Source organism: Frankia sp. AgB1.9 (assembly GCF_016786355.1).
Classification (GTDB): Bacteria; Actinomycetota; Actinomycetes; order Frankiales; family Frankiaceae; genus Pseudofrankia.
This window is the reverse complement of the sequence record NZ_JADWYX010000031.1, coordinates 23982-48908: the sequence shown is the minus strand read 5'-3', so window position 1 is coordinate 48908 and position 24927 is coordinate 23982. Positions and strand designations below refer to the sequence as shown.

The window sequence follows — 24927 nt, the reverse complement described above, 5'->3', positions numbered from 1 at the left end:
GCTCGGCGCCGCCTGTCATGAGTCAGTCATCAAGGATACCAACCGCGCCGCGGCGGCCTCGACGTCGTCGTTGACGACGACCGCGTCAAACTCCTTCTCGGCGGCCAGCTCGACGCGGGCCCGGTCGAGACGGCGCTCGATCACCGCGGGCGGCTCGGTGCCCCGGCCGGTCAGCCGGCGGACGAGCTCCTCCCAGGTGGGCGGGGTGAGGAAGACGAACCGGGCGGACGGCATCGACGCACGGACCTGGCGGGCACCCTGCAGCTCGATCTCCAGCAGCGCGGGCAGCCCGGCGGTGAGCCGCTGCTCCAGCGGCGCTCGGGGCGTGCCGTACCAGTTGCCGGCGAACTCGGCGTGCTCGACCAGCTCGCCGTCCTTGGCCATCCGCACGAAGTGGTCCCGGTCGACGAAGTGGTACTCGACGCCCTCGGTCTCACCCGGCCGGGGCGACCGGGTCGTCGCGCTCACCGATACCCAGACATCGGGGAAAAGCCGGCGCACGGCGGCGACGACGGTTCCTTTGCCCACCCCGGACGGCCCGGACAAGACGGTGAGTCCCATCGGCCAACCTTAGGGGGTGAACCAACAGGCCGGGTTGCCAGCTCACGCCTGCGGCGGCCACAGCGGCCTGATCCCGGCGTCCACGTGCCGACGCGGGCGTTCACGTGCCAGCGCGGGCGCTTCGCCGGCCCGGGCCGCTGTCGGCGTCCCGGGCCGTCCGTGACCGCGTCACGGTGCGAAGCAGGTTGTCCCGGCCTGGCGCCGCGCCGTGCGTCCCGGGTCGCGCCCAGGGCGCGGCTCGGGAGACGCGGGCCAGGAGGGACGGCCCCGGCCGGAGCCCGGGAGTATCCCGATCATGCTGGGACGCTCCCGCGGGCACCGGCCTACTTGCGGTGTCAGGGCCTGACCGGGCGACGCGAGCAATCTCGCCGGGTCAGAACCCCACCAGAGGTCCTCGGCCGTGAACCTGGCCGAGGCGCTCGACTCCCGTCACCGCCACCGGCGTCCCGCCCCCCGCTGTGACACGGGAACGGGCCGCCGGCACCGATGATCAGGATGCCGCGCCGAACTCCTCCAGGAGCGCGGCACGCTGCTTGGCACCGAGGCCACGCAGCCGGCGGGTGGGGCTGATACCGAGCCGCTCCCGGATGCGTTGGGCCCGCACACGGCCCACACCCGGCAGCGCCTCAAGCACCGCCGAAACCTTCATCTTGCCGACGACCTCGTCCTCTTCGGCCTGGGTCAAGACCGCGGCCAGGGTCGTCTCCGCCTTCTTGAGTCGCTCCTTGAGATCCGCGCGCTGCTTGCGAGCAAGCGCGGCCTTCTCGAGAGCGGCTGCCCGCTGCTCGGGCGTCAGGGGCGGCAGGGGCACGGTACGCCTCCTCAAATGGGGTGATCGCGACGCGCAACCTAGCGAGGACTGTCGCGCTGGTCTAGCGGGGGTCACCTCACCCTGAAGCGGGTTTACCGCCCCGAAACGCGCATCGGAGCACCGGACCGGACCGGTTGCGACCGACCGGGGCCAGTCCGTAGCGCGGCGCCACGCTGTGACGGCACCGCGTGGCGACCGCGCCCGGGCCCGCCGGGCCATCCGAGACGTTTATGCAGGTCAGAGGCCTAAAGCAGGTGGCCGAGGGTCGCCGCGAGGGCGGCGGCGACGGCTCCGGGGTCAGCCGCACCCGTGATCGGGCGGCCCATCACGACCAGGTCGGCCCCGGCCGCGAGGGCCTCCTCCGGAGTTGCGACACGCGCCTGGTCAGCCCGTTCACCGCCCGCCGGGCGCACCCCGGGAGTGATTAGAGTCACATTGTTTCCGACCTCTTCGCGAAGCTTTTCAGCCTCCCAGGGGCTTGCCACCAGCGCAGTGGCACCAGCCTCGACGGCCAGTCGAGCAAGCCTTCTCGCGGCGTCGAGAGCCGGCCCGGCAAGCCCCACGATGGTGAGATCAGCCTCACTCAGGGAGGTCAGCACGGTCACGCCGGCGACGGCGAGGGGCGCGGTTCCGGCCTCGGCGGCCACCTCGTTCGCGGCCTCGACGGCGGCGCGCAGCATCGCCGGCCCGCCCGCGGCGTGCACGGTGACGAACTGAGGCCGCAGCCGGGCGACCGACCGGATCGCACCGGCGACGGTCGCCGGGATGTCGTGCAGCTTGAGATCAAGGAAGAGCCCTGGCGCGTCGGGCGACCCCGGCTCCCCCGGGTCGGCGAGCAGGCCCTCGGCGCGCAGCGTGGCGACGACCGCGGGGCCCTCCCGGTAGAAGAGCTCCATCCCGACCTTGAGAACGGCCACGTGCGGCGCCACGGCCCGCGCCCAGCGCAGCGCGGTCGCCACGTCCGACGTGTCCAGGGGGACCGCCACGGGCGCCCGCCCGGTCCGCAGGCCCTCATCCACCCCGACACCCATCCGCGCTCCCTGTGTTTCCGGTGGCCAACCTCGGGCCATGTGTTTCCGGTGGCCAACCTCGGGCCATGTGTTCCCGGTGGCCAACCTCGGGCCATGTGTTCCCGGTGGCCAACCTCGGGCCATGTTCTCGGTAGCCAACCGCTCCAGCATCCAACGCGGACCTGGCCCGCAGGAGCCAAACGCGGGCCAGGTCCCCCTCTGAGGCCGAATACCGGCCGACCGTCCCGCTGACACCGGATGTGGGCCAGACGTCCGCTGGGACGGAATGCGGGCCGCAGTCAGTCCCCCGCCGCACGCGGACCGGTACCGCCCGTGGCCGCCGCCCAGGTGGCGTGCAGCTCCGCGTGGTACGACTGCAACGGTCGGACACCGAGCTCCCCGCGCGAGAGCGCCTCGATGCCCTGGACGCAGGCCGCGGCCGCCTGGATCGTCGTGATGCACGGCACACCGGCCGAGACGCAGGCCGTCCGGATCTCGTAGCCGTCCAGCCGCGGACCGACGCCCCACGGGGTGTTGATCACCAGATCCAGCTGCCGGGAGCTGATCATGTCGACGCAGTCGGTCAGGCCGTCCGCCGGGGCCCGGTGCTTGCCCAGGACGACCGCCTTCACCCCGTTGCGGCGCAGCACGGCGGCGGTTCCCTCGGTGGCGTAGACGGTGAAGCCCAGGTCGGCCAGCCGCTTGATCGGGAAGATCATCGCCCGCTTGTCCCGGTTGGCGACGGAGACGAAGACCCGGCCGGACGTCGGCAACGACGAGTACGCCGCCGCCTGCGACTTCGCGTACGCCGTCCCGAAGCCGCTGTCGATGCCCATCACCTCGCCGGTGGACTTCATCTCCGGCCCGAGCACGGTGTCCACGCCGTGGCCGCCGGCGTCCCGGAACCGGCCGAACGGCAGCACGGCCTCCTTGACGGCGATGTGCGAGTCCAGCGGCAGCGTGGCGCCGTCGCCGGACGCGGGCAGCAGCCCCTCGGTACGCAGCCGCGCGACGGTCGCGCCGAGCATCACCCGGGCGGCGGCCTTCGCCAGCGGCACCGCGGTCGCCTTGGAGACGAACGGGACGGTCCGCGACGCCCGCGGGTTGGCCTCCAGCACGTACAGCACGTCGGACTGCAGCGCGTACTGGACGTTCAGCAGCCCGCGCACCCCGACGCCCCGGGCGATCGCGAGCGTCGAGGCCCGGATCCGGTCCAGCTCGGAGCGGCCCAGTGTGATCGGCGGCAGCGCGCAGGCCGAGTCGCCGGAGTGCACCCCGGCCTCCTCGATGTGCTCCATCACGCCGGCCAGGTAGAGATCCTCGCCGTCGAACAGCGCGTCCACATCGATCTCGACCGCGTCGTCCAGGAACCGGTCGACCAGCACCGGGTGCTCGGGTGAGATCTGGGTGGCCCGCTCGATGTAGTCGCGCAGCATCTCGTCGTCGTAGACGATCTCCATGCCCCGGCCGCCGAGGACGTAGCTCGGCCGGACCAGCACCGGGTAGCCGATCCGCTCGGCGATGGCGTGCGCCTGCGGGTAGGACGTCGCGACGCCGTGCGGTGGGGACGGCAGGCCGGCCGCGGCCAGCACGTCGCCGAACAGGCCACGGTCCTCGGCCAGGTCGATCGCCGCCGGGGAGGTGCCGACGATCGGCACCCCGGCCGCCTCCAGCCGGGCGGCGATGCCCAGCGGCGTCTGGCCGCCGAGCTGGACGATCACCCCGGCGAGCGGCCCAGCCTGCTGCTCGGCGTGCACGACCTCCAGGACGTCCTCGACCGTGAGCGGCTCGACGTAGAGCCGGTCGGCGGTGTCGTAGTCGGTGGAGACCGTCTCCGGGTTGCAGTTGACCATGATGGTCTCGTAGCCGGCGGCCGACAGCGCCATGACGGCGTGGCAGCACGCGTAGTCGAACTCGATGCCCTGGCCGATCCGGTTCGGCCCGCTGCCGAGCACGATCACTCGGGGCTTGTCTCCCGGCGCGACCTCGGACTCCTCGTCATATGCCGAATAGTGATACGGCGTGGCCGAGGCGAACTCGGCCGCACAGGTGTCGACCGTCTTGAAGACCGGCCGGATGCCGCGCGCGTGCCGGAAGGCCCGGACGTCCTCCTCGGTCGTGCCGAAGATCTCCGCGAGCTGGACGTCGGAGAAGCCGGCCCGCTTGGCCCGGCGCACCGCCAGAACGTCGTCGGACCCGGCCGCGGCCGTGGCGGCGGCGATCTCGTTGATGAAGACCAGCTGGTCCACGAACCACGGGTCCATGCCGGTCGCCGTGACGACCTCGTCGGCGGTCGCGCCGGCCAGCAGCGCCTGCTGCATGACCTTCAGCCGCCCGTCGCGCGGCACCCTGGCCTCGTCGACCAGGTCGGCGGCCTTGCGGTCCGGGGCCGCGAAGGAGAACACCCGCTCCGGGCGCTCCTGGGAGCGCAGCGCCTTCTGCAGCGCCTCGGCGTAGCTGCGCCCGACGCCCATCGCCTCGCCGACGGACTTCATGTGCGTCGTGAGCGTCTCGTCCGCGCCGGGGAACTTCTCGAACGCGAACCGCGGCACCTTGACGACGATGTAGTCCAGCGTCGGCTCGAACGCGGCCGGGGTGGTGCGGGTGATGTCGTTCGGGATCTCGTCGAGGGTGTAGCCCAGCGCCAGCTTCGCGGAGATCTTCGCGATCGGGAAACCGGTCGCCTTCGACGCGAGCGCGCTCGACCGGGACACCCGCGGGTTCATCTCGATCACGACGATCCGCCCGGTCCGCGGGTCGACGGCGAACTGGATGTTGCAGCCGCCGGCGTCGACGCCGACCTCGCGCATCACCGCGATCGCGAGGTCGCGCAGCTTCTGGTACTCACGGTCGGTGAGCGTCAGCGCCGGGGCGACGGTGATCGAGTCGCCGGTGTGCACGCCCATCGGGTCGACGTTCTCGATCGAGCAGACGACGACCACGTTGTCGGCGCGGTCGCGCATCAGCTCGAGCTCGAACTCCTTCCAGCCGAGGATCGACTCCTCGACCAGCACCTGGGTCGACGGCGAGGCCGCCAGGCCGTCGGAGGCCATCCGGGCCAGCTCGTCCGCGTCGTGGGCGAAGCCGCTGCCCGCGCCGCCGAGGGTGTAGCTCGGCCGCACGACCACCGGGTAGGAGAACTCGTCGGCCGCGGCCAGGCACTCCTCGACGGTCACGCAGATCGCGCTGCGGGCGGTCTCGCCGCCGACGGTCGCGACGATCTCCTTGAACAGCTGCCGGTCCTCGCCGCGGCGGATCGCGTCGATGTTCGCGCCGATCAGCCGGACGCCGAACCGATCCAGCACGCCCGCGTCGTAGAGCGCGACCGCGGTGTTCAGCGCCGTCTGGCCGCCCATGGTGGCCAGCAGCGCGTCCGGGCGCTCCTTCTCGATGATCTTCGTGACGATCTCGGGGGTGATCGGCTCGACGTAGGTCGCGTCGGCCAGCTCCGGGTCCGTCATGATCGTCGCGGGGTTGCTGTTCACCAGCACCACCCGCAGGCCCTCGGCCTGCAGCACCCGGCAGGCCTGGGTGCCGGAGTAGTCGAACTCGCAGGCCTGGCCGATGACGATCGGACCGGAGCCGATCACCAGCACGCTGCGCAGGTCATCGCGCCGCGGCATCAGGCACCACCCTTCCCGGCCGAGGCCATGAGCTCGCAGAACCGGTCGAACAGGCTGCTGGCGTCGTGCGGGCCCGCCGCGGCCTCGGGGTGGTACTGGACGCTGAACGCCGGGACGTCCAGGCAGGCGATGCCCTCGACGACGTCGTCGTTCAGCGCGATGTGGCTGACGGCGACCCGGCCGAACGGGGTGTCGACGTGCGTTCCATCCGTGGGCGCGTCGACCGCGAAGCCGTGGTTGTGGCTGGTCACGGCGATCTGGCCGGTCGCGAGGTCCTTGACCGGCTGGTTGATGCCGCGATGGCCGTAGGTCAGCTTGTAGGTCCCGAAGCCGAGCGCGCGGCCGAGCACCTGGTTGCCGAAGCAGATCCCGAACAGCGGCACCCCGGCCCGCAGCACCCCGGTCGCCGCGGCCACGGCGTAGTCGGCGGTCGCCGGGTCGCCCGGGCCGTTGGAGAAGAAAACTCCGTCCGGCTCGATCGCCAGCAGTTCGTCCGCGGTCGCCGTCGCCGGCAGCACGTGCACCTCGCAGCCGCGGGCCGCCATCGACAGCGGGGTGTTGCGCTTGATCCCGAGGTCAAGCGCCGCGACGCGGAACCGCCGCTCACCGTCGCGTGGGGCGACGACATACGGGGCCTGGGTGCTCACCGCCGGCGCGAGGTCAGCGCCGAGCATCTCCGGGCTCGCCAGCACCTTCTCCAGCAGCGCCGGGGCGCTCGCGTCGAGGCTGGAGATCCCGCAGCGCATCGCGCCGCGCTCGCGCAGGTGGCGGGTCAGCGCGCGGGTGTCGACCCCGCTGATCCCGACGACGCCCGCGTTCGCCAGCTCGCCGCCGAGGTCGCGCTGCGAGCGCCAGTTCGAAGTGATCCGGCTCGGCTCGCGCACCACGTACCCGGCGACGTGAATCCGGTCGGACTCGTAGTCGCGGTCGTTGACCCCGGTGTTGCCGATATGCGGCGCGGTCATCACCACGACCTGCCGATGGTAGGACGGGTCGGTCAGTGTCTCCTGGTATCCGGTCATCCCGGTCGAGAACACCGCCTCACCGAACGTCTCGCCGACGGCACCGAACGCCTCACCGGCGAACGCGCGGCCGTCCTCCAGGACCAGCACGGCCGGCTGCCCTGGCCTGGCCTGTACTCCTGCTCCCACCTGTGCCCTCGTTCCCTGCTCCGTCACAGCCCGCTCCGTGTCACAGCCAGCTCCGTCACCGAAACCGCGTCCTCACCACGCCGTTCCCGGCCGCGACCGCGGTCACCGGGTTCACTCTTCGGGACGCGGGCGCCGCCGCCCAGCGTCGTACTGCCCGTACGGGTCCGCGTAAGGCTCGCCGGGGGCCGTTCCGCCCGGCCCGGCCGCCGCGTAGGGGTCGGCGTACGGGTCCTGCTGCCTGTAGGCCTCCGGCTCCCACCGGTGCTGGTCACCCGGAGCCGGCGGGTACCGGTCGTCCGAGGCACCCGGCCTGGCCGCGTTCGGGTCGCGCCAGCCCGTCGGCGGGTTCTGGGTGTTCGCGTACGGGTCCAGCGACCGGTCGGCAGCCGGGCCCGGGTGCCGGGGGTACTGGCCCGGGTCGGGATACCGGGCGTCCGGTCGCTGCTCGGGGTACTGGCCGCCGGGCTGGCCCGCGCCGGGACCTCCCGCGCCGTAGGCGCCCGGCGGCGCGGGAGGCGCCACCGGCGCGGGATAGGCCCGCGGGGCCGTCGGCTGCGCGGCCGGGTGCCGGTCGGCGGGGTACTGGCCGCCCCCGCGCGGACCGGTCGACGGATAGGCATCGGACGGCGGCGCGCCGCCGCCGCGCGGACCGGCGGCGGGCGGGTACTGGCCGGCGCGCGGCTGCTGCCCGGTCCCCGGCTGCCGGCCTGGGGCCGACGGCGGCCCGGCGACGCGAGGGCGACCGGACGGTGCCGGGCCCTGCGGCGTGCCGCCGGAGGCCGGCCGGCCGAGTCCTGCGCCATAGGGCACGTTGCGCGGGTTCGTCACGTAGGGGTCCACACCGGGCGGGGCCGCCGCGCGGGGACCGGTGCCGTACGGGTCGTCGCCGCGCCGGTCGGCGATCTCCTGCTCCAGCGAGCGCGGCCGTTCCCGCCGGCGCGGCCGGATGCTGCGACCGGCGTGGGCGATGTGCCCGCCGCGGCCACGGCCGGCCGGCTGGCCCTCGACGGCGGCCCCCACGCCGGGGCCGGGTCCGGCGCCCGGGCCCGCGGCGACGCCGGCCGGGTGGTGACGACGCGGCCGCAGCTGGCGCAGCGAGCGCACGGCCGGGCGCGGCGAGGTGATCTCGCCGTCCGACGGCGCCGACGGCGGGCCGATCAGGTCGTGCACCGAGCGCATCACCTTCGGCTGGCGGACCCGGTCCTCACCGCGGAAGCCGGTCTCCAGCTCCCGGCCCTCCAGCGACCAGGCGATCACGAGCAGCCGGCCGGGCGCGGCCACCTTGCCGACGTGGGCGCGCTCGAACCGGGCGCCGCGCACCGCGTCCCGCGGAATCCAGAACGACCGGCCGGCGCGGTCGACCTGCACCCCGGACTCGTACACGCTGATGTAGCTGCCCTCTTTGCCGCCGAGGCCGCTGGCCGAGAACCATTCCAGCCAGTGGCCCGCGTCGGCGGTCCCCAGGTATGCCCCACGCAGCGGAGCGGCGAGCACCGTGCCGGGGTCCTCGGGCGGCGAGAGCAGCTCGGGCAGGTCCTCCTCGTCCCGGGTCGCCCGCCGCCGCCACGCCTGCCGCAGGAAACCGATCACCGCGACGATCAGCAGCAGCACGCCGAAGACCAGCAGCAGACGCACTCCGAGGAGGCCCGAGCCCCCGCCCGAGGCGAGGACGCGACCGTCGGCCAGCTTCATACGACCTTCCCGTCGAGCACCGTGGGCCGCCCGGCGCGGAAGGTGGCGTGCACCTGCGCTGGCAACGTCATCCCCCGGTAGGGCGAGTTCCGGCTGCGGCTGGCGAACCCGGCGGGGTCGACAACCCAGCGCGTCGCCGGGTCGACGAGGGTCAGCGTCGCGGCGGCGCCGACGTCCATCGAACTGGACGCGTCAACCGGCACGTCGGGCAGCCCACCGATCCGCGCGGGCGCGAGCGCCATCCGGTCGGCGACACCGGCCCAGTCGAGCAGCCCGGTCTCGACCATCGTGTCGATGACGATGGACAGCGCGGTCTGCAAGCCGAGCATGCCGGGTCGGGCGGCGGACCACTCGGTGTCCTTGTCCTGGGGCGCGTGCGGGGCGTGGTCGGTCGCGACGGCGTCAATCGTGCCGTCGGCGAGCCCGGCCCGCAGCGCGGCGACGTCCTCGGCGGTGCGCAGCGGCGGGTTGACCTTGTAGACCGGGTCGTAGGACGCGGCCAGCTCGTCTGTGAGCAGCAGGTGGTGCGGGGTGACCTCGGCGCTGACCCGCCAGCCCTTCGACTTCGCCCACCGGATGATCTCGACCGAGCCGGCCGTCGAGACGTGGCAGATGTGCAGCCGGGAGCCGACATGGCCGGCCAGCAGCACGTCCCGGGCGATCACCGCCTCCTCGGCCACGGCGGGCCAGCCGATCATCCCCAGCCGGGCCGAGCAGGCGCCCTCGTTCATCTGGGCGCCCTCGGTGAGCCGTGGCTCCTCCGCGTGCTGCGCGATCACCCCGTCGAACGCCTTCACGTACTCCAGGGCCCGGCGCATCAGCAGCGGGTCGGCGACGCAGTGGCCGTCGTCGGAGAACACCCGGACGGCCGCGGCCGACGTGGCCATCGCACCCAGCTCGGCCAGGCGCTTGCCGGCGAGACCCTCGGTGACGGCGCCGACCGGGCGCACCTCGCAGTGCCCGGCGTCCCGGCCCAGCCGCCAGACCTGCTCGACGACGCCGGCAGTGTCGGCCACCGGGTCGGTGTTCGCCATGGCGAACACGGTGGTGTAGCCGCCGAGCGCGGCGGCGCGGGTGCCGGACTCGACCGTCTCGGCGTCTTCCCGGCCCGGCTCGCGCAGGTGCGTGTGCAGGTCCACGAAGCCGGGCAGGGCGTACAGCTCACCCGCGTCGACCACGCCGGCGCCGGCCGCGTCGAGGGTGCCGGGCGCGCCGCGCTCCGCGATCCGGCCGCCGGCCAGCAGCAGGTCCACAGGTTCGGCGCCGAGCGGCCGGACGCCACGCAGCAGCCAGGTGCCGTGGCCCCGAAGATCGTGGCCCCGCTGGTCGTGGCCCCGCGGGTCGGCGGCCTCATCTGTGCGCGTCATCGAGAGACCTCCCGCTGCTCGTGTGGTCGCCGGTCGGGTGCCTGCTGGTCACCCAGTCGCTGGTCATCGGGCCGCTGGTCGCCGGGCCGCTGGTCGCCGGATCGCTCGTCGCCGGGGCCGTCCGCGCCGCCCAGCAGCAGGTAGAGGCAGGCCATCCGGACGCTGACGCCGTTCGCCACCTGCTCGACGACCGTCGAGCGCGCCGAGTCGGCGACGTCGGAGGCGATCTCCATGCCGCGCACCATCGGCCCCGGGTGCATCACGAGCGCGTGGTCGGGCAGCTTCGCGGCCCGGTCGGCGTCCAGGCCGTAGCGGCGGCTGTACTCCCGCTCGGTCGGGAAGAACGCGTCGGACATCCGCTCCCGCTGCACCCGCAGCATCATCACGACGTCCGACGCCGGCAGCACCGCGTCCAGGTCGTAGGACACCTCGACCGGCCAGCTCGCCACCGCGTGCGGCAGCAGCGTCGGCGGGGCGACCAGCGTCACCTTCGCCCCGAGCGTGCGCAGCAGCCAGACGTTCGACCGGGCGACCCGCGAGTGCAGGACGTCGCCGACGATCGTCACCGCGAGCCCGTCGACCCGGCCGAGGCGCCGGCGCATCGTGAACGCGTCCAGCAGCGCCTGGGTCGGGTGCTCGTGGGTGCCGTCGCCGGCGTTGAGCACGGTGCCGCGGACCCAGCCGGCCAGCCGGTGCGGCGCGCCGGAGGCGGGGTGACGGATGACGACCGCGTCGGCGCCCATCGCCTCCAGGGTCTGCGCGGTGTCCTTGAGGCTCTCGCCCTTGGAGACGCTGGAGCCCTTGGCCGAGAAGTTGATGACGTCGGCGGACAGGCGCTTGGCCGCGACCTCGAAGGACGTGCGGGTGCGGGTCGAGTCCTCGAAGAAAAGGTTGACGACGGTCCGGCCGCGCAGGGTCGGCAGCTTCTTCACCGACCGGTCGGCGAGGCGCGCCATCTGCTCGGCGGTGTCGAGGATGAGCAGCGCGTCGTCGCGGCTGAGGTTGGCGGTGCTCAGCAGGTGGCGGTTCACCGAACCATTTCCCTCTCGCGCGGGAGCGCGTACCACAGCGCCTGTCCCGGAGATGCCCGTCCCGGAAGTGCCTCTCCCGGACGGCCGCGCAACGCGCTCACGGCTTCGCTCCCAGGATCAGCACCGCGTCGGTGCCGTCGGTCTCGGCGAGCCGGACAGCCACCGTCTCCCGCCGCGACGTCGGCATGTTCTTGCCGACGTAGTCGGCGCGGATCGGCAGCTCCCGGTGGCCGCGGTCGACCAGGACTGCGAGCTGTACCGCGCGCGGGCGGCCGTATTCGGCGAGCGCGTCGAGCGCGGCCCGCACGGTGCGCCCGGAGTACAGGACGTCGTCGACGAGAATGACGACGCGGCCGTCGATGCCGCCGTCGGGGATGTCGGTCACCCGCAACGGGCGGACCGCCTTCAGCCGCAGGTCGTCGCGGTACATCGTCGGGTCCAGCGAACCGGTGGGAACGGTCACACCCTCGACGTCGCGGATTCGGCCGGCGAGGCGCTGGGCGAGTGGCACCCCTCGGGTCTGGATCCCGAGCAGCACGACGTCGGCACCGCCGGAGGTCTTCTCGAGAATCTGGTGCGCCATCCGGCTGACGACCCTGGCGATGTCGGCCTGGGCCAGCACGGTTCGGCTTGTCGCGTCGGGGCCGGGCTCCGTGGCACTGGGCTCCCCGGCATTGGGCTCCGTGGCACTGGGCAGGGCGGCGCTGGGCGCGGCGGTGCCGTCGGTGCCGGAGCGCCGCGCGCCGACATCCCCGGGGATCCGCGTCAGCGGGTCGGTCGGGGAGTTCTCTGGCGGGCCAGCCTCTGGGTTTTTCGGGAAGCCGTAGTTACGGCGAGCAGCGTCAGCCACCTATCCCTCCTTCCCCGCCTCACGGGACGGTCCTTAAAGGAGCGGTCCGCAAGACGGTACCAGCAGGCACTGTCGCTACCCGCCGTCGCGACCGGGGCCACTGGGCGGGCACGAGATGTCACACCGTCCTGTGCCGCAGCGTGCACACGCAGACGCCACGGCGGTACGCTCACGCGCCGCTGCCCACACTCTCGATGACGAGACCAGTGCGTCCGGTCACCTGACACATCCGGATGACGATGGGGCGTGCGGACGCGACAAGCCCTGGTTCAACCCGCATCACATGGCGTTACCGTTGCAGGACGGCGGGCCGGGGCGGTCCGATAGCCGGAAGTCCCACGGGAGTAGCGCCGGGAGCGACGACGGGGCTACAGAAAGTGGTACAAAGAAAGAGGCGACACGACCCCCTCATGTCAGGTCGCAACCGCCTGGGCACTACTATCGGTAACCGCCGTCGGCAAGAGCCCTCGGCTTCATCTGACTCAGACCACGACAGGAGTGGGCACTCCGATGTCCGACTATGCGAAGGCGCTCGGTGCTCGGCTGCGGGCAATACGCACCCAGCAGGGGCTCTCGCTGCATGGCGTGGAGGAGAAGTCGCACGGTCGGTGGAAGGCCGTCGTCGTGGGCTCCTACGAACGTGGGGACCGCGCCGTCACCGTTCAGCGCCTGTCCGAGCTCGCCGAGTTCTACGGCGTGCCGGTAGGAGAGCTCCTTCCCGAGGGCTCGACCGTCGCTCCGCTGGAGCAGTCTCCCCGCATCGTCCTTGACCTCGAGCGGCTCTCGCAGGTCCCCAAGGAGCAGGGCGGCCCGCTCGCCCGGTACGCGGCCACGATCCAGAGCCAGCGCGGCGACTACAACGGCCGTGTCCTGTCGATCCGCTACGAGGACCTGCGGTCTCTCGCGGTGATCTACGACACCTCCCCGAGCAAGCTGACCGAGCAGCTCGTCTCCTGGGGCGTGCTGTCCCCGGAGGCCGGCCAGGAGGCCACCCCGTCCGACGTTTAACGTCGGGCCCCACGCGGCTCAGCAAGCAGCGCCACCCAGCAGCAAATGATCAACACAGCAGGGCAGGCACCAGACCAGCAGGGCAAGGCACCAGCGCCGGGGCCACCCGGTACGCCGCGTCGGGCGGCGTACCGGGAAAACCGGGCGATTCGCTAGTCTGCCGCCGGCTTGACGTGCAGCAGGCTGGCCAGCAGGCCGTTGACGAAGGCTGGCGAGCGGTCAGTGGAGACCGACTTGGCCAGCTCCACCGCCTCGTCGATCGCCACCCGGTCGGGGACGTCGTCCCGCCACATCATTTCCAGCACCGCTATCCGCAGGATGTTGCGGTCCACCGCCGGCATCCGCTCCAGCGTCCAGCCCTCGGCGTGCTCGCCGATGAAGCCGTCGATCCGGTCCAGGTGCTCGGTGACGTCACGGACCAGGCCACTGGTGTACTCGTTGACCGGCGGGTCGTTCTGCACCGACCGCGCGGCCAGGATCTCCAGCGGGGACGCCGACCTGAGGTCGGCCTCGTAGAGAATGTCGAGCGCGCGCTTGCGGGACTTGGACCTGGCGCTCAGCTCGTCACCCGGCCGAGGTAACGCCCGTCGCGGGTGTCGACCTTCACGCGCTCGCCGGTCGTGACGAACAGCGGGACCTGGATCGTCGCGCCGGTCTCCAGCTCCGCCGGCTTGGTGCCACCGGTCGACCGGTCGCCCTGCAGGCCCGGGTCGGTGTGCGAGATCGTCAGCTCGACGCTGGCCGGGAGCTCGACGTACAGCGCCGCCCCGTCGTGCAGCGCGACCGTCGCGATCGTGTTCTCCAGCATGTAGTCGGCCACCGTGCCGACGACGTCGGGACCGACCGGGATCTGGTCGTAGGACTCGCTGTCCATGAAGACGAAGTCGGTGCCGTCGCGGTAGAGGTAGGTCATCTCCCGCTTGTCGACGGTCGCGAACTCCACCTTGACGCCGGCGTTGAAGGTCCGGTCGACCACCTTGCCGGTCAGCACGTTCTTCAGGGTGGTGCGGACGAACGCCCCGCCCTTGCCCGGCTTGACGTGCTGGAACGCGACCACGTTCCACAGGACGCCGTCGATGTCGAGCGTCAGGCCGTTCTTCAGGTCGTTCGTGGTAGCCACGTGGGGTGTCTCCTGTGCCAATCTAGGCCGCTTGCGGGCCTGTGCCGATGCGGACCCGGTCCGGGCCTGTACGGATTTAGGCCGACTGCGGGCCTGTGCAAGCCGCGTCGTCGAGGTCGCGGACGAGTTTACTTACTGGATCGTGTTCGCCGGAATCGGCTCTGAGCCGCGTGCCACGAGCGCGCGCACGGCGAGCAGGTAGCTGTCGACGCCGAGGCCGGTGATGGTGCCGGTCGCGACCGGGCCGATGACGCTGACATGGCGGAACGCCTCCCGCGCCGCCACCTGGGACAGGTGCACCTCGACCAGCGGGCCGGTGAGCGCGGCGGCCGCGTCCCGCAGCGCGTAGGAGTAGTGCGTCCAGGCGCCCGGGTTGAGCACGACGGCGGCGCCCGTGTCGGCGGCCTCGTGCAGCCAGCCGATCATCGTGGCCTCGTCGTCGGTCTGCCGGCAGTCGACGGCGACGCCGAGCTCGGCCGCGGCCTTCTCGACCCGGGCGACCAGCTCGGGGTAGGTCGTGCGGCCGTAGACCGCCGGCTCGCGCTTGCCGAGCCGGCCCAGGTTGACCCCCGACAGGACCAGGATCGCGGTCACGTCGCGGCCCCGGTCTGCGAGGCCGTCGCGACCGCGTCGAACGCGGCGCGGACGAGGGCCGGGTCCGGGTCGGCGAGCAGCCGCGGCGCCCCGAGCGCGTCCAGGACGACGAAACGCAGCATCCGGCCGCGCGACTTCTTGTCGACCCGCATCGCGGCGAGCAGCTCGGGCCAGGCCTGCTCCGGGTACCCGACCGGCAGGCCGACCCGGACGAGCAGCTCCCGATGGCGGGCGGCGACGTCCGCGTCCAGGCCGGCCGCGAGCCGGGACAGCTCGGCCGCGTAGACCATGCCCACGGAGATCGCCGCGCCGTGCCGCCAGCGGTAGTGCTCGACCTTCTCGATCGCGTGCCCCAGGGTGTGGCCGTAGTTCAGGATCTCGCGGCGGCCGGCCTCGCGCGGGTCGCCGGAGACCACCTCGGCCTTGACCCGGATGGCCCGCTCGATCAGCTCGGGCAGGTCGGCGGCCCCGGTCGGGTCCGCGTCCAACAGATCAAGGATCACCGGGTCGGCGATGAAGCCGGCCTTCACGACCTCGGCCAGCCCGGCCCGCACCTCGACTGGTGGCAGCGTGCCGAGCAGCGCCGTGTCGCACAGCACGGTCAGCGGCTGGTGGAACGCGCCGACCAGGTTCTTGCCAGCGGCGGTGTCGATGCCGGTCTTGCCGCCGACGGCCGCGTCGACCATCGCGAGCACGGTGGTCGGCACCTGCACGACGTCCACCCCGCGCAGCCAGCAGGCGGCGACGAACCCGGCCAGGTCGGTCACCGTGCCACCGCCGAAGCCGATCACCACGTCGTCGCGGGTGAATCCGAGCCGGCCCAGCTCGTCCCAGCAGCGCCCGGCGACGGCCAGCTCCTTCGCGGCCTCGCCGTCGGGCACCTGGATCGGATACGTCTCGACACCGGCGGCGCGCAGGTCGGCGACCACCGCCGCCGCGGCCGTGGCGAGCGCCGCGGGGTGGATCACAGCGGCCCTGGTCCGCCCGGCCACGGTGGCGGCCAGCCGCCCGACCAGGCCGTCGCCGACCAGCACCTCGTACGGCCGGTCCCCCGCGGGCGCCACCGGCACCCGGACCAGCTCCCCGGGCACGCCCCGCGTCACGGTCACTCGGCTCCCCCTGTCGGCAGCTTGGCCAGGATCTCGTCGACGATCTCTTCGGGGCCGCGACCGGCGGTCTCGACCACGATGGTCGCGACCTGCTCGTAGAGCGGCTTGCGCTCGCGCAGCAGAACGGCCAGCCGGGTGCGCGGCGCCTCGACGAGCAGCGGCCGGTCCCGGGCCAGCCCGACCCGCTTGGCCGCGTCGGAGAGGTCGACGTCCAGGTAGACGACGGTGTGCCCGGCCAGCGCCGCCCGCGTCCGCTCGGCGAGCACCGCGCCCCCGCCCAGCGCGAGCACCCCCGGGTGCCCGGCGAGCGCGGCGTCGACGGCGTCGCGTTCGGCGGCCCGGAAGGCGTCCTCGCCCTTCTCGATGAAGACGTCGGACACGCTCATCCCGAGCGCGGCCTCGACGTCGGCATCGGTGTCACGCAAGGTGACACCGAGTCGGGCGGCGAGCAGCGCGCCGACTGTGGTCTTCCCCGCCCCCGGCGACCCGACCAGAACCGCCACCGGCCTTGAGGGCCCTGCCGCCGTCACGAGAGCACCGTCAGTGACTTGAGGTAGGCCTCGTAGTTGCGCCGGGTCTCCTCGACCGAGTCACCGCCGAACTTCTCCAGCGCCGTGCCCGCCAGCACCAGCGCGACCATCGCCTCGGCGACGACGGCCGCCGCCGGCACCGCGCAGACGTCCGAGCGCTGGGCGATCGCGACGGCGGTCTCGCCGGTGGCGACGTCGACGGTCGACAGCGGCCGGGACAGCGTCGAGATCGGCTTCATCGCGGCCCGGACCCGCAGCACCTCGCCGTTGGTCATGCCGCCCTCGACCCCGCCGGCCCGATCGGTCGCCCGCCGGACCCGCTGCACGCCTCCTTCGGGGGCGAGCACCTCGATCTCGTCGTGCGCCGCCGACCCGCGACGGCGCGCCGTCTCGAACCCGTCGCCGAACTCGACGCCCTTGACCGCCTGGATGCCCATCAGCTCGCCGGCGAGGCGCGCGTCGAGCCGCCGGTCGCCCATGACGTAGCTGCCGAGGCCCGGCGGCAGGCCGTAGACGACCACCTCGACGACGCCGCCGAGCGTGTCCGCGTCCTTCTGGGCCGCGTCGATCTCGGCGACCATCCGGGCGGACGTCTCGGCGTCGGCGCACCGGCAGGGATCGTCGTCGATCGCCGCGAGCGTGCCGGGCGCCGGCAGGGGCGCGTCCGCCGGGACGGCGACGGCCCCGATCGACAGCACGTGCGACAGGATCTCGACGCCGTAGGCCTGCGCCAGGAACGCCTTCGCGACCCGGCCGAGCGCGACCCGCGCGGCGGTCTCCCGCGCGCTCGCCCGCTCCAGCACCGGCCGGGCGTCGTCGAACCCGTACTTCTGCATCCCGGCCAGGTCCGCGTGGCCGGGCCGCGGCCGGGTCAGCGGCGCGTTACGCCCGAGCCCCTCGAGCTCCGCCGGGTCGACCGGGTCGGGCGACATGACCTTCTGCCACTTGGGCCACTCGGTGTTGCGCACCACGATGCTGACCGGCCCGCCGAGGCTCACCCCGTGGCGCAGCCCGCCGAGCAGCTCGACCTCGTCGCGCTCGAACTTCATCCGCGCGCCGCGGCCGTAGCCGAGCCGGCGGCGCGCCAGGTCGTCCCCGATGTCCGAACTGGTCACCCGGATCCCCGCCGGCAGGCCCTCCACGGTCGCAACCAGCGCGGGCCCGTGCGACTCCCCTGCCGTCAACCACCTCACCATGCCGCTCAGTCTTTCACGCGCCGCCCGATGGCCGGCCGGGACGGGCCCTCTCTTGATCCTTCCGCCAGGCGCCGCGCGGCGGCTCGGGTGACCTTGATCGCTGTTTTGGCCCTGCGATGGTCATGACCGGGACGTTTTTACGACCACCTCAGGGCCGAAATGGCGATCATGAGATCAAGAGGGCCAGGAACGCGCCGAGGAGGAGGTGGGGACCGTAGGGGATGGGGTCCGTTCGACGGGCGCGCCGGGTGACGAGCAGGATGGCGGCCCACAGTCCGGCGGTCAGGACGCCGATCATCAGACCAACCGGGACGAGAACGAGATTGACCCAGCCGAGGGCCGCGCCCAGCAACCCGGCGACCTTCACGTCGCCGAGGCCCAAGCCGCTGCGTGGCATCAGGTGAAGCAGCCCGAAGAAGATCAAGGGGATCGCCGCGCCGACCGCGGCTCGTAATGCCAGGTGGCTTGTCCGGCCAAGCGGGCAGCCCCAGTAGCCGTAAGTGATCCGGTCGGCGACGGCGGCGAGGGCGAACAGCGCGGCGAGGATCAGGTAGGACGGGAGCACGATCGCGTCCGGGAGCCGGTGAACCCGCAGGTCGACGGCGGCCAGCACAACACCGATGACGCTCAGGTACAGGTAGGCGGGGAGCAGCCTGATGTCGCCCCAACTCGTCACCGCCACGGTCACGCCGGCTACCGCCGCCGTTTCCATGATCCCGAGCGTCAGCCGCGAAGGGACCTTCCGACGGACCGGCTCGCCTGCGTACGGCTCGAACGCGCCGACCAGCCGCGGTCCGTAGACCGCGGTCAGTGCGACCGCGGCCGCCGCCAGAAGCGCGGCGACAGCCAGCCTCACCGGCCTGCCGGACCGGAAGAGCTCGTGTCCGACCTTTCGTCGTCGGTCCGGGCATCGTCCGGCGGGGCGGAGACGTATCCCTCGAGCCACTTTCGTTCGTCGAGCACATAGGCGCCGGACCAGTAGCTCTCGCCGGCCCGGAGCACCCGCGCGCCTTCTTGCTCGGCCGTGACACGTTCGGCCTGCGCCTCGTCCCGGTAGGCGCCCAGATAGTCGACGGCCTGGTCCTCGAGGTCCTCGTTCTCCAGTACGTGGAGGACGAGGTGAACCGTCTCGCCGGTCCTCGGCTCGCCCGTGATCTCCAGTGGCGTGATCCGGAAACCCTCAGGGGCGTCCCGGAATCCGGGTAGGTCCAGTGCCGCCCAGATCGCCGAGCGGGCCGCGGCGAGCGACGAGAACGCTCCCAGGCCCTTCACGTCCCGGTAGACGTCATCGAGCTCGTGGACGTGGTCCAGCACGTACAGGTGCTGCCAGATCTTCGGGCCCTCCACCGGCTCATCCCGGGCAGCCAGACCCTCGACCGCGTTCGCGCGCTCCCCGGCGACCTCCATGTCGCCATTGTGGCCGAACGGGCGACTTCAGCCGCCCGCGGTCCCGCCGGCCGCGTGGTACTCGGCGAGCAGCTTTTCGAACTCCTGCTCGGTGGTCGCGAACCTCGTCTGGCCGTTCGGCATCGAGACGAAGTAGTTCCACGGGCCCGCGGCCGGGTTCAGCGCCGAGGTCAGGGCCAGCTCGCCGGGGTTGGAGATCGGGCCGGGCGGCAGGCCCTTGATCTTGCGGGTGTTGTACGGGTTGTTCGACGTGAGCTGGCTCTGGGTGAGCGGGCCTTCGTAGTTGTTCTCGGCGTAGCGCGTCGTCGAGTCCATACCGAGCGTCGGGAAGTCCTGCGGGTCGGCCAGCCGGTTGTAGATGACCCTGGCCGCCATCGGGTACTCCGGCGGGTTCTTGACCTCCTTCTCCAGGATCGACGCGACGATGACGACCTGGGCCGGGGTGAGGCCGAGCCGGGCCGCACCGCTTTCCAGGTTGAGGCCGGCCGCCTTGTCGGAGAACTCGCCAATGAACATCTGCAGGGTCTCCGCCGGGGACGCCTGCGGGTCGAGCAGGTAGGTGTCCGGGAACAGGTAGCCCTCGACCAGGCCGTTCGCGTAGCTCGGCAGGTCCAGCTTCCCGGCCGGGCTGCGCACGATGGCCTCGTAGGTCGCGACCGGCACGCCCATCCGCTTCGAGAGGTCCTTGAGCACCTGCTGGACGGTCTCCCCCTCGGTGATCGTCAGCCGCAGGTGGTTGTTGGCCGGGTCGAGCAGCGCCAGGAGGGCCTCCCGCGCGCTCATCTGCCGGGCCAGCAGGTAGGCCCCCGGCTGGATCCGCTCCGACCGCGGGTCGGCACGCGCGATGGACACGAAGGCGCGGGTACTCGCGATCACCCCGGCCTTGTGCAGCGAGGCGGCGATGTCGCTGGCGCTGTCGCCGAAGCCCACCCTGACCTCGACCGAGCCCGTGCCGGGGCCGGGATAGTCCTTGGCGGCTGTCGATCCACCGATCTGGGGAATCAATGAGCCGACGGCGTAGATGCCACCGCCGAGCAGGGCGGCGAGGACGACGAGCAGGACCAGCAGCTTCGTCAGCGCCCGGCTTCGGCGTGACCTTCGACGACGACCGTCATCCGAGCGGAAGCCAGCAACGCGCCCGTCGTAGCCGTCGTAGTCCGGCTCACTGTCATCCAGATCGTCGTACGAGTTCACCGGCGCTCTTCTGTGGTGAGGGGACCGTTCTCGGGGCGATGCCCATTCATGGTCGCTTCGAACCGGTGCGGAGTCGCCCGACCGAGGCGAAAAACTCAGGCGGACAAGCCGGATTCAGCTCTTGACGGGTGAGAAGGCGTCGACGGCCGCGCGGCGGGTGAGAGCCTGCGTCCCGGCGGTCAACAGGACCTCGACGCGGACCGGTCGGCCAGTGAACAGGGTGACCTGCTCGGCCGCCTGAGCCGCGAGGACGGCCATCCCGCCGCCGACCCGGGCACCCGCGCGGTACGCGGTGACCGCCAGCGCCGTCGGCCACGGGTGGTACAGCAGCTCGACGAGCGGGCAGCCTGCGGGCCAGGCCCATTCGGCGAGCTGGTCAGTCACGCCCGCCGGAGTGGTCGCGACGACGAGATCCACCCCGCGTGGCAGCCCGCCGGCGATCGTCTCCCAGGGCAGCGCCACGACCTCGATCCCCAGGCCCGCACCGATCTCGGTCAACGGGACGACCGCGGCCGCGCGCCTGGCGACCACTCCGACCCGGCGCACCCCGACGGCGGCGAGCGCCGCGACGGCGGCCCGCGCCGTCCCGCCCGCGCCGAGCAGCAACGGACGTACCGGCGGCGCCGCCAGCGGCGGCACCGGCGACTGGGGCACCGGCGACTGGGACCCGCCGCCGCCGGCCGGCGGCGCGGGCGCCGCGGCCGCCGGGAGCGCCTCATGCCCGCCGGGACGGGCCGCGCCGAGGACCTGGCGGACGGCGTACCGGATGCCGGCGATGTCGGTGTTGTAGCCGGCGAGCGAGCCGTCCGGCTCGACGACGATCGTGTTGAGCGCGCCGACCGCCTCGACGCTCGCGTCGAGGCGGTCGACCAGCGGTACCGCCGCCGTCTTCAGCGGCATCGTCAGTGACAGGCCGGCCCAGCCGGGCTGCGACCGGACCTGGTCCAGGACGCCCGCCAGCCCGGCCTCGTCGGTCTCGATGGCCGTATAGGACCAGTCGTCGAGCCCGAGCGCCTGGTAGGCGGCCCGGTGCAGCACTGGGGACAGCGAGTGCGCGATCGGCGATCCGAGCACCGCAGCCCGTCGTCCCGGCTGGGCCTCGGCCGGATCGGGCTGTCCCGATCCGGCGTCCGACGGCCCCGCCGGGACAGGGTCAGCCAACGCCGCCCTCGGCTACGAACCTGGCGTGCGCCGCCGGCCACTCCGACTCGCTCGCGAAGATCGTGACATTCGACTTGGGCAGCGCGACGAAGTAGTACCACGGCTGCCCGTCGGCCCCCTGCGGCCCGGTGTACGGGTGCAGGGCCGAGGTCAGCGCCCACAGGTCGGGGCTCGCGATCGCGCCCGGCGGCAGGCCCGTGTGCAGTCGGGTGTTGTACGGGCTGGGGTTGTTCAGGTCGCTCTGGGTCAGCGTCCCGGTGGGCTTGTGGACCGCGTACCGGGTCGTCGAGTCCATGTCGAGCTTCTGGTACTTGCCCGTCTTGTCGTTGAGCCGGTTGTAGATCACCCGGGCCACCTTCTGGCCGTCGTCGATGCGCGGCACCTCCATCTGGATGATGGAGGCGACGGTGACGATCTGGGCCGGCGTCATCCCGTCCTGCTGCGCGACCGCCTCAAGGTTGATCTTCGTGGCCTGCGCCTTGAACGCGTCGATGAACAGGTTCAGGGTCTGCGCCGGCGTCGCCTTCGGGTCGAGGTCGTAGGTCCCCGGGAGCAGGTAGCCCTCGACCATCCCGTTCGCGTACGACGGCAGGTCCAGCTTGCCCTGCGGATGGTCGATGAGGTCCTGGTAGGTCTGCTTCGGCACGCCCAACCGCTGAGAGAGCGCGGTGATCAGCGTGTCCGCGGTCAGGCCGGGCGCCAGGGTGAAGCGATAGATCGAGTTGTTCGTGTTCAGCAGCGCGGCCAACGCTCCCACGGCGCTCATCTGCTTCTTCAGCCGGTACGTTCCCGGCTGGATCTTCACCGAGTTCGGGTCGTTGGCCGCGGCCGTGATGAACGACTGCCTGCTCCTGACGACGTCGGCCGCGAACAGGGCCCCGGCGATGTCGGTCGCGGTCGCGCCCTGGGCGACCTTCACGTCGGCGGTGCCGGAGCCAGGTCCCGGGTAGTCCGGGATCGCCTTGGAGCCGGTCATCCGGCCGAGCATCTTGCCACCCGCGTAGATGCCCCCGCCGAGCAGCACCGCGAGCACGAGCAGCATCGCGATGAGCTTCGGCGCCGCCCGACGGCGACGGGCCCGGTCACCACGGTCGCCACGGTCGTCCCGCCGCGGCCGCTCGAAACGGGGGGCTCTGTCGCCCGGCCGGTCCTCGGCGCCGTCCTCGAGCTCGTCCAGCCCGCTGTCGGCGTGGTCGCGCCCGGCGACGAACCGACCGTTCTGGCCGCGGGCCCCGGGCCTGCTCCCGCGCCGGGCGCCGGCGGCGGGGACCTGGTCGAACCGGCCACGCGGCTCGTCCGCGAAGTCCTCGTCGGCCGGCGCGTACAGGTCCTCGGGCGGGTCGATCCGGAAGTTCAGCGCCTCGGTCCGCCGGTCGGCGGGGCGCCGACCGCGCCGGGCCGAGCGGGCCGCGCCCTCACCGGGCTCAACGGCCGGCGGCGGGACCGCGCCCGGGGCGGGGAGGTCGGCCGGCCGGCGGGGTCCAGTGCCAGCCTGCCTGGGCTCGTCGCTGTAACGGGCGGTCTGCACCTGGTAGCCGCCGGTGCCCGGCGGGTAGCCGTCGGGCGGGTAGCCCTCGACCTGGGCGGCGCCACCGGCCGTTCCGAACGCGGCGGCCTGGCCGCTCACCTCGTAGCCGGCCGGCTCGGGCGCCGCCGGGTAACCGGCGTCGGGGTAGCCGGCCGGGACGACGGCCGCGTAGCCGGGCTCCAGGCCCGGGCTCGTCGGCTGCGCCGGCAGGACCGGCCGGGCGAGACCACCGGTTCGCGGGTACGGGTCGGCGAGGTACTGCTGGGTGGCGTAGCCACCGGTGACGACGTGACCGCCCGTCGCGGGATGGGGCCCGGACGGGTAGGCCGTCTGGTAGCCGGCCTGCTGGTCGGCCGGAACGGCAAGCTGGTACCCGCTGTGCTCGACGGCCGGGACGGCCTGCTGGTAGCCGCTCTGCTCCACGGCCGGGACAGGCTGCTGGTAGCCGTGCTGTTCGACGGCCGGAACAGGCTGCTGGTAGCCGGCGGTCGAGAAGGAGCCGGTCGGCGGGTTGACACCGGTCTGTTGGTAGCCGGACTGGTAGTCGTAGGCGGCTGCCTGCGCCTGCTGCCCGAAGGCGTCCGGGTAGCCGACGGCCTGCTGGTAGCCGGTCTGCTGGGCGACTTCCTGATAGCCGGTCTGGTGCACGGCCTCCTGATACCCCGTCTGGGGCACCGCCTCCAGGTAACCGGTTGGTTGGACTGGTTCCAGATAACCGGTCTGGACCGGCTCCAGGTAGCCCGTCGGGTAGCCGGCCTGCTGGTAGCCCGCCTGCTGCGCGCCCCCGAGCGTGCCCTGTCCGGGCACCACGGTGCCCTGGCCACCGTCGGAGTAGCCGAGCGCTGCGTGGTACCCGGTGGAGGTCTCGGTGTACGCGACGGCGCTGTCCGCCCCACGGGCCGCCGAGTCGCCGAGGTAGGGGCCGCCGACATACGGGGCGGCGACCGCCGGACCGGGTATCTCGTACCCGCCGGGTGCCTCGGGTGCCTGGTAGCTGGGCCAGACCCCGGTCCCCGCGCCGAAGAAGGCCGCGGTGGTGTCGCTGTACGCCGGGGTCGCGGCTGGCGCGGGCGCGCTGGCCGCCGGGTACCCGCCGGTGCCGTAGCCCTGGTCGCCGACGCTGAAGGCGTCGCCGCCGTATCCGCCGCCGGCCGCCGGGTAGCCACCGGTGGGGCCGCCCACGGGCTGGCCGCCGGGCGTTCCGCCCAGAACTGGGCCGCCACGGACTGGGCCGCCACTGACCGAGATGTCGGCCACCTGGTCAGGCGACTCCACGGCGAACGGGTCTATCGGGCGTGCGCCCGTCCGGTGCGCGGCCCACGGATCATTCCCGTACCCGGCCGCGCCCCCGACACCGTTGTCGAGGTCCCAGCGCTCGCTCACCGATCTTCCGTCGGACCGCCGGCGGCGGTCGCGCCCGGCGCGCCGCGCCGCACGTCCAGCGCGTGTTGCAGGATCTGCACGGCTGCCTCCTGGTCGACGAGACCGCGGCGGGCTCGTGAGCTCAGCCCTCGCTCGGCCATTCTGCGATGCGCCGCCGCCGTCGTCAGCCGCTCGTCGACGAGACGGACCGGAATCGGGGCGACGCGAGCGGACAGCGACTGTGCGTATTGGCGGATCCGCTGGGCTGCCAGACCCTCTTCACCAGAGAGGGTCATCGGCAGACCGACCACCACCGCTACCGCCCGCCGTTCGTGTACGAGCTCGGCCAGCTGCGCGAGATCGCTGTTGTCTGACACGTCGCGACGAAGCGTACCTATCGGTAGTGCGAGAACCCCATCCGGGTCACTCACCGAGACACCGATCCGAACCGTGCCGACGTCGACCCCGAGCCAGACCCCCAGCGGCAGCGGCCGCCGGGTGGCCCGCTGGCGCGGCTTGCGCGGCCGGCCCGCCGCGGCCCCGGACCCGGCCGATCCGGACGGATCGGCCGAGCGGCCCACCGACGGGTCGCCGGGACCGCCTGCCGCCACTCCTCGCCCCG

At 72.9% G+C, this 24927-nt stretch carries 22 protein-coding genes; 1 reads left to right on the top strand and 21 read right to left on the bottom strand.

Annotation, left to right across the window (positions count from 1 at the left end):
• Positions 1 to 15: 15 nt before the first annotated feature.
• From gmk to pyrR, 9 genes are all read right to left on the bottom strand, one after another.
• Positions 16 to 561, bottom strand: coding sequence for a guanylate kinase (gene gmk / locus I6A60_RS14570; RefSeq protein ID WP_203024544.1), 546 nt, complete (start codon positions 559 to 561; stop codon positions 16 to 18).
• A gap of 490 nt (positions 562 to 1051) precedes the next feature.
• Complete coding sequence (gene mihF / locus I6A60_RS14565) at positions 1052 to 1372, bottom strand: integration host factor, actinobacterial type (RefSeq protein ID WP_013422860.1); 321 nt, start codon at positions 1370 to 1372, stop codon at positions 1052 to 1054.
• Between the two features lie 245 nt (positions 1373 to 1617).
• Positions 1618 to 2403, bottom strand: coding sequence for an orotidine-5'-phosphate decarboxylase (pyrF, locus tag I6A60_RS14560; protein ID WP_203024545.1), 786 nt, complete (start codon positions 2401 to 2403; stop codon positions 1618 to 1620).
• Between the two features lie 278 nt (positions 2404 to 2681).
• Positions 2682 to 6005, bottom strand: a complete 3324-nt coding sequence (gene carB / locus I6A60_RS14555; protein WP_203024546.1) for a carbamoyl-phosphate synthase large subunit — start codon at positions 6003 to 6005, stop codon at positions 2682 to 2684.
• On the bottom strand, positions 6005 to 7183 hold the full coding sequence (gene carA / locus I6A60_RS14550; protein WP_307873678.1) for a glutamine-hydrolyzing carbamoyl-phosphate synthase small subunit: 1179 nt from the start codon (positions 7181 to 7183) through the stop codon (positions 6005 to 6007). The genes carB and carA overlap by 1 nt, the downstream gene beginning before the upstream one ends.
• 84 nt (positions 7184 to 7267) lie before the next feature.
• A complete protein-coding gene (locus I6A60_RS14545; protein ID WP_203055633.1) occupies positions 7268 to 8848 on the bottom strand; it encodes a hypothetical protein in 1581 nt (526 codons plus the stop codon).
• Positions 8845 to 10215: a dihydroorotase gene (locus tag I6A60_RS14540; RefSeq protein WP_238435429.1), complete on the bottom strand. Its 1371-nt coding sequence runs from the start codon at positions 10213 to 10215 to the stop codon at positions 8845 to 8847. Before I6A60_RS14540 ends, I6A60_RS14545 begins: the two co-directional genes overlap by 4 nt.
• Positions 10212 to 11246 carry an aspartate carbamoyltransferase catalytic subunit gene (locus I6A60_RS14535; protein ID WP_203021852.1) on the bottom strand — a complete coding sequence of 345 codons (1035 nt, stop codon included), beginning with the start codon at positions 11244 to 11246 and terminating at the stop codon, positions 10212 to 10214. Before I6A60_RS14535 ends, I6A60_RS14540 begins: the two co-directional genes overlap by 4 nt.
• 97 nt (positions 11247 to 11343) lie before the next feature.
• Positions 11344 to 12096 (bottom strand): bifunctional pyr operon transcriptional regulator/uracil phosphoribosyltransferase PyrR, encoded by a 753-nt coding sequence (pyrR, locus tag I6A60_RS41610; protein WP_203021853.1) that lies wholly within the window; start codon positions 12094 to 12096, stop codon positions 11344 to 11346.
• Positions 12097 to 12606: 510 nt separating this feature from the next.
• Here pyrR and I6A60_RS14525 point away from each other — a divergent pair.
• Complete coding sequence (locus tag I6A60_RS14525) at positions 12607 to 13104, top strand: transcriptional regulator (protein WP_013422852.1); 498 nt, start codon at positions 12607 to 12609, stop codon at positions 13102 to 13104.
• A gap of 152 nt (positions 13105 to 13256) precedes the next feature.
• On the opposite strand, the gene nusB is transcribed toward I6A60_RS14525, so the two are convergent.
• From nusB to ruvX, 12 genes are all read right to left on the bottom strand, one after another.
• Complete coding sequence (nusB, locus tag I6A60_RS14520) at positions 13257 to 13664, bottom strand: transcription antitermination factor NusB (RefSeq protein ID WP_203021863.1); 408 nt, start codon at positions 13662 to 13664, stop codon at positions 13257 to 13259.
• Positions 13661 to 14224, bottom strand: coding sequence for an elongation factor P (gene efp, locus I6A60_RS14515; RefSeq protein WP_203021854.1), 564 nt, complete (start codon positions 14222 to 14224; stop codon positions 13661 to 13663). The genes nusB and efp overlap by 4 nt, the downstream gene beginning before the upstream one ends.
• A 132-nt stretch (positions 14225 to 14356) precedes the next feature.
• Complete coding sequence (locus tag I6A60_RS14510) at positions 14357 to 14818, bottom strand: type II 3-dehydroquinate dehydratase (protein ID WP_203021855.1); 462 nt, start codon at positions 14816 to 14818, stop codon at positions 14357 to 14359.
• Entirely contained in the window at positions 14815 to 15927 is a 1113-nt protein-coding gene (gene aroB, locus I6A60_RS14505; protein WP_203021856.1) for a 3-dehydroquinate synthase, read from the bottom strand. Before aroB ends, I6A60_RS14510 begins: the two co-directional genes overlap by 4 nt.
• Complete coding sequence (locus I6A60_RS14500) at positions 15924 to 16457, bottom strand: shikimate kinase (RefSeq protein WP_203021857.1); 534 nt, start codon at positions 16455 to 16457, stop codon at positions 15924 to 15926. Before I6A60_RS14500 ends, aroB begins: the two co-directional genes overlap by 4 nt.
• Positions 16454 to 17653, bottom strand: coding sequence for a chorismate synthase (gene aroC, locus I6A60_RS14495; RefSeq protein WP_203021858.1), 1200 nt, complete (start codon positions 17651 to 17653; stop codon positions 16454 to 16456). The genes I6A60_RS14500 and aroC overlap by 4 nt, the downstream gene beginning before the upstream one ends.
• Before the next feature lie 166 nt (positions 17654 to 17819).
• The gene (locus I6A60_RS14490; RefSeq protein ID WP_203021859.1) at positions 17820 to 18509 is read right to left on the bottom strand and encodes an A24 family peptidase; all 690 of its coding nucleotides are present in this window, start codon (positions 18507 to 18509) and stop codon (positions 17820 to 17822) included.
• Positions 18506 to 19060 carry a hypothetical protein gene (locus tag I6A60_RS14485; protein WP_203021860.1) on the bottom strand — a complete coding sequence of 185 codons (555 nt, stop codon included), beginning with the start codon at positions 19058 to 19060 and terminating at the stop codon, positions 18506 to 18508. Before I6A60_RS14485 ends, I6A60_RS14490 begins: the two co-directional genes overlap by 4 nt.
• 27 nt (positions 19061 to 19087) lie before the next feature.
• A complete protein-coding gene (mltG, locus tag I6A60_RS14480; RefSeq protein WP_203021861.1) occupies positions 19088 to 20254 on the bottom strand; it encodes an endolytic transglycosylase MltG in 1167 nt (388 codons plus the stop codon).
• A 114-nt stretch (positions 20255 to 20368) separates the two neighbouring features.
• Positions 20369 to 21328, bottom strand: coding sequence for a shikimate dehydrogenase (locus I6A60_RS14475; protein ID WP_203055632.1), 960 nt, complete (start codon positions 21326 to 21328; stop codon positions 20369 to 20371).
• A 79-nt stretch (positions 21329 to 21407) separates the two neighbouring features.
• Positions 21408 to 24326, bottom strand: coding sequence for an endolytic transglycosylase MltG (gene mltG / locus I6A60_RS43520; RefSeq protein ID WP_307873677.1), 2919 nt, complete (start codon positions 24324 to 24326; stop codon positions 21408 to 21410).
• Positions 24323 to 24916 carry a Holliday junction resolvase RuvX gene (gene ruvX / locus I6A60_RS14465; RefSeq protein WP_203023715.1) on the bottom strand — a complete coding sequence of 198 codons (594 nt, stop codon included), beginning with the start codon at positions 24914 to 24916 and terminating at the stop codon, positions 24323 to 24325. Before ruvX ends, mltG (I6A60_RS43520) begins: the two co-directional genes overlap by 4 nt.
• Positions 24917 to 24927 lie beyond the last annotated feature (11 nt).

What these genes read in the sequence shown, in the direction of transcription:
- gmk (WP_203024544.1), bottom strand. Translation starts at nt 561, where the DNA reads ATGGGACTCACCGTCTTGTCCGGGCCGTCCGGGGTGGGCAAAGGAACC.
- aroC (WP_203021858.1), bottom strand. Translation starts at nt 17,653, where the DNA reads ATGGTGAGGTGGTTGACGGCAGGGGAGTCGCACGGGCCCGCGCTGGTT.
- pyrF (WP_203024545.1), bottom strand. Translation starts at nt 2,403, where the DNA reads ATGGGTGTCGGGGTGGATGAGGGCCTGCGGACCGGGCGGGCGCCCGTG.
- I6A60_RS14485 (WP_203021860.1), bottom strand. Translation starts at nt 19,060, where the DNA reads ATGGAGGTCGCCGGGGAGCGCGCGAACGCGGTCGAGGGTCTGGCTGCC.
- carB (WP_203024546.1), bottom strand. Translation starts at nt 6,005, where the DNA reads ATGCCGCGGCGCGATGACCTGCGCAGCGTGCTGGTGATCGGCTCCGGT.
- I6A60_RS14525 (WP_013422852.1), top strand. Translation starts at nt 12,607, where the DNA reads ATGTCCGACTATGCGAAGGCGCTCGGTGCTCGGCTGCGGGCAATACGC.
- I6A60_RS14540 (WP_238435429.1), bottom strand. Translation starts at nt 10,215, where the DNA reads ATGACGCGCACAGATGAGGCCGCCGACCCGCGGGGCCACGACCAGCGG.
- I6A60_RS14545 (WP_203055633.1), bottom strand. Translation starts at nt 8,848, where the DNA reads ATGAAGCTGGCCGACGGTCGCGTCCTCGCCTCGGGCGGGGGCTCGGGC.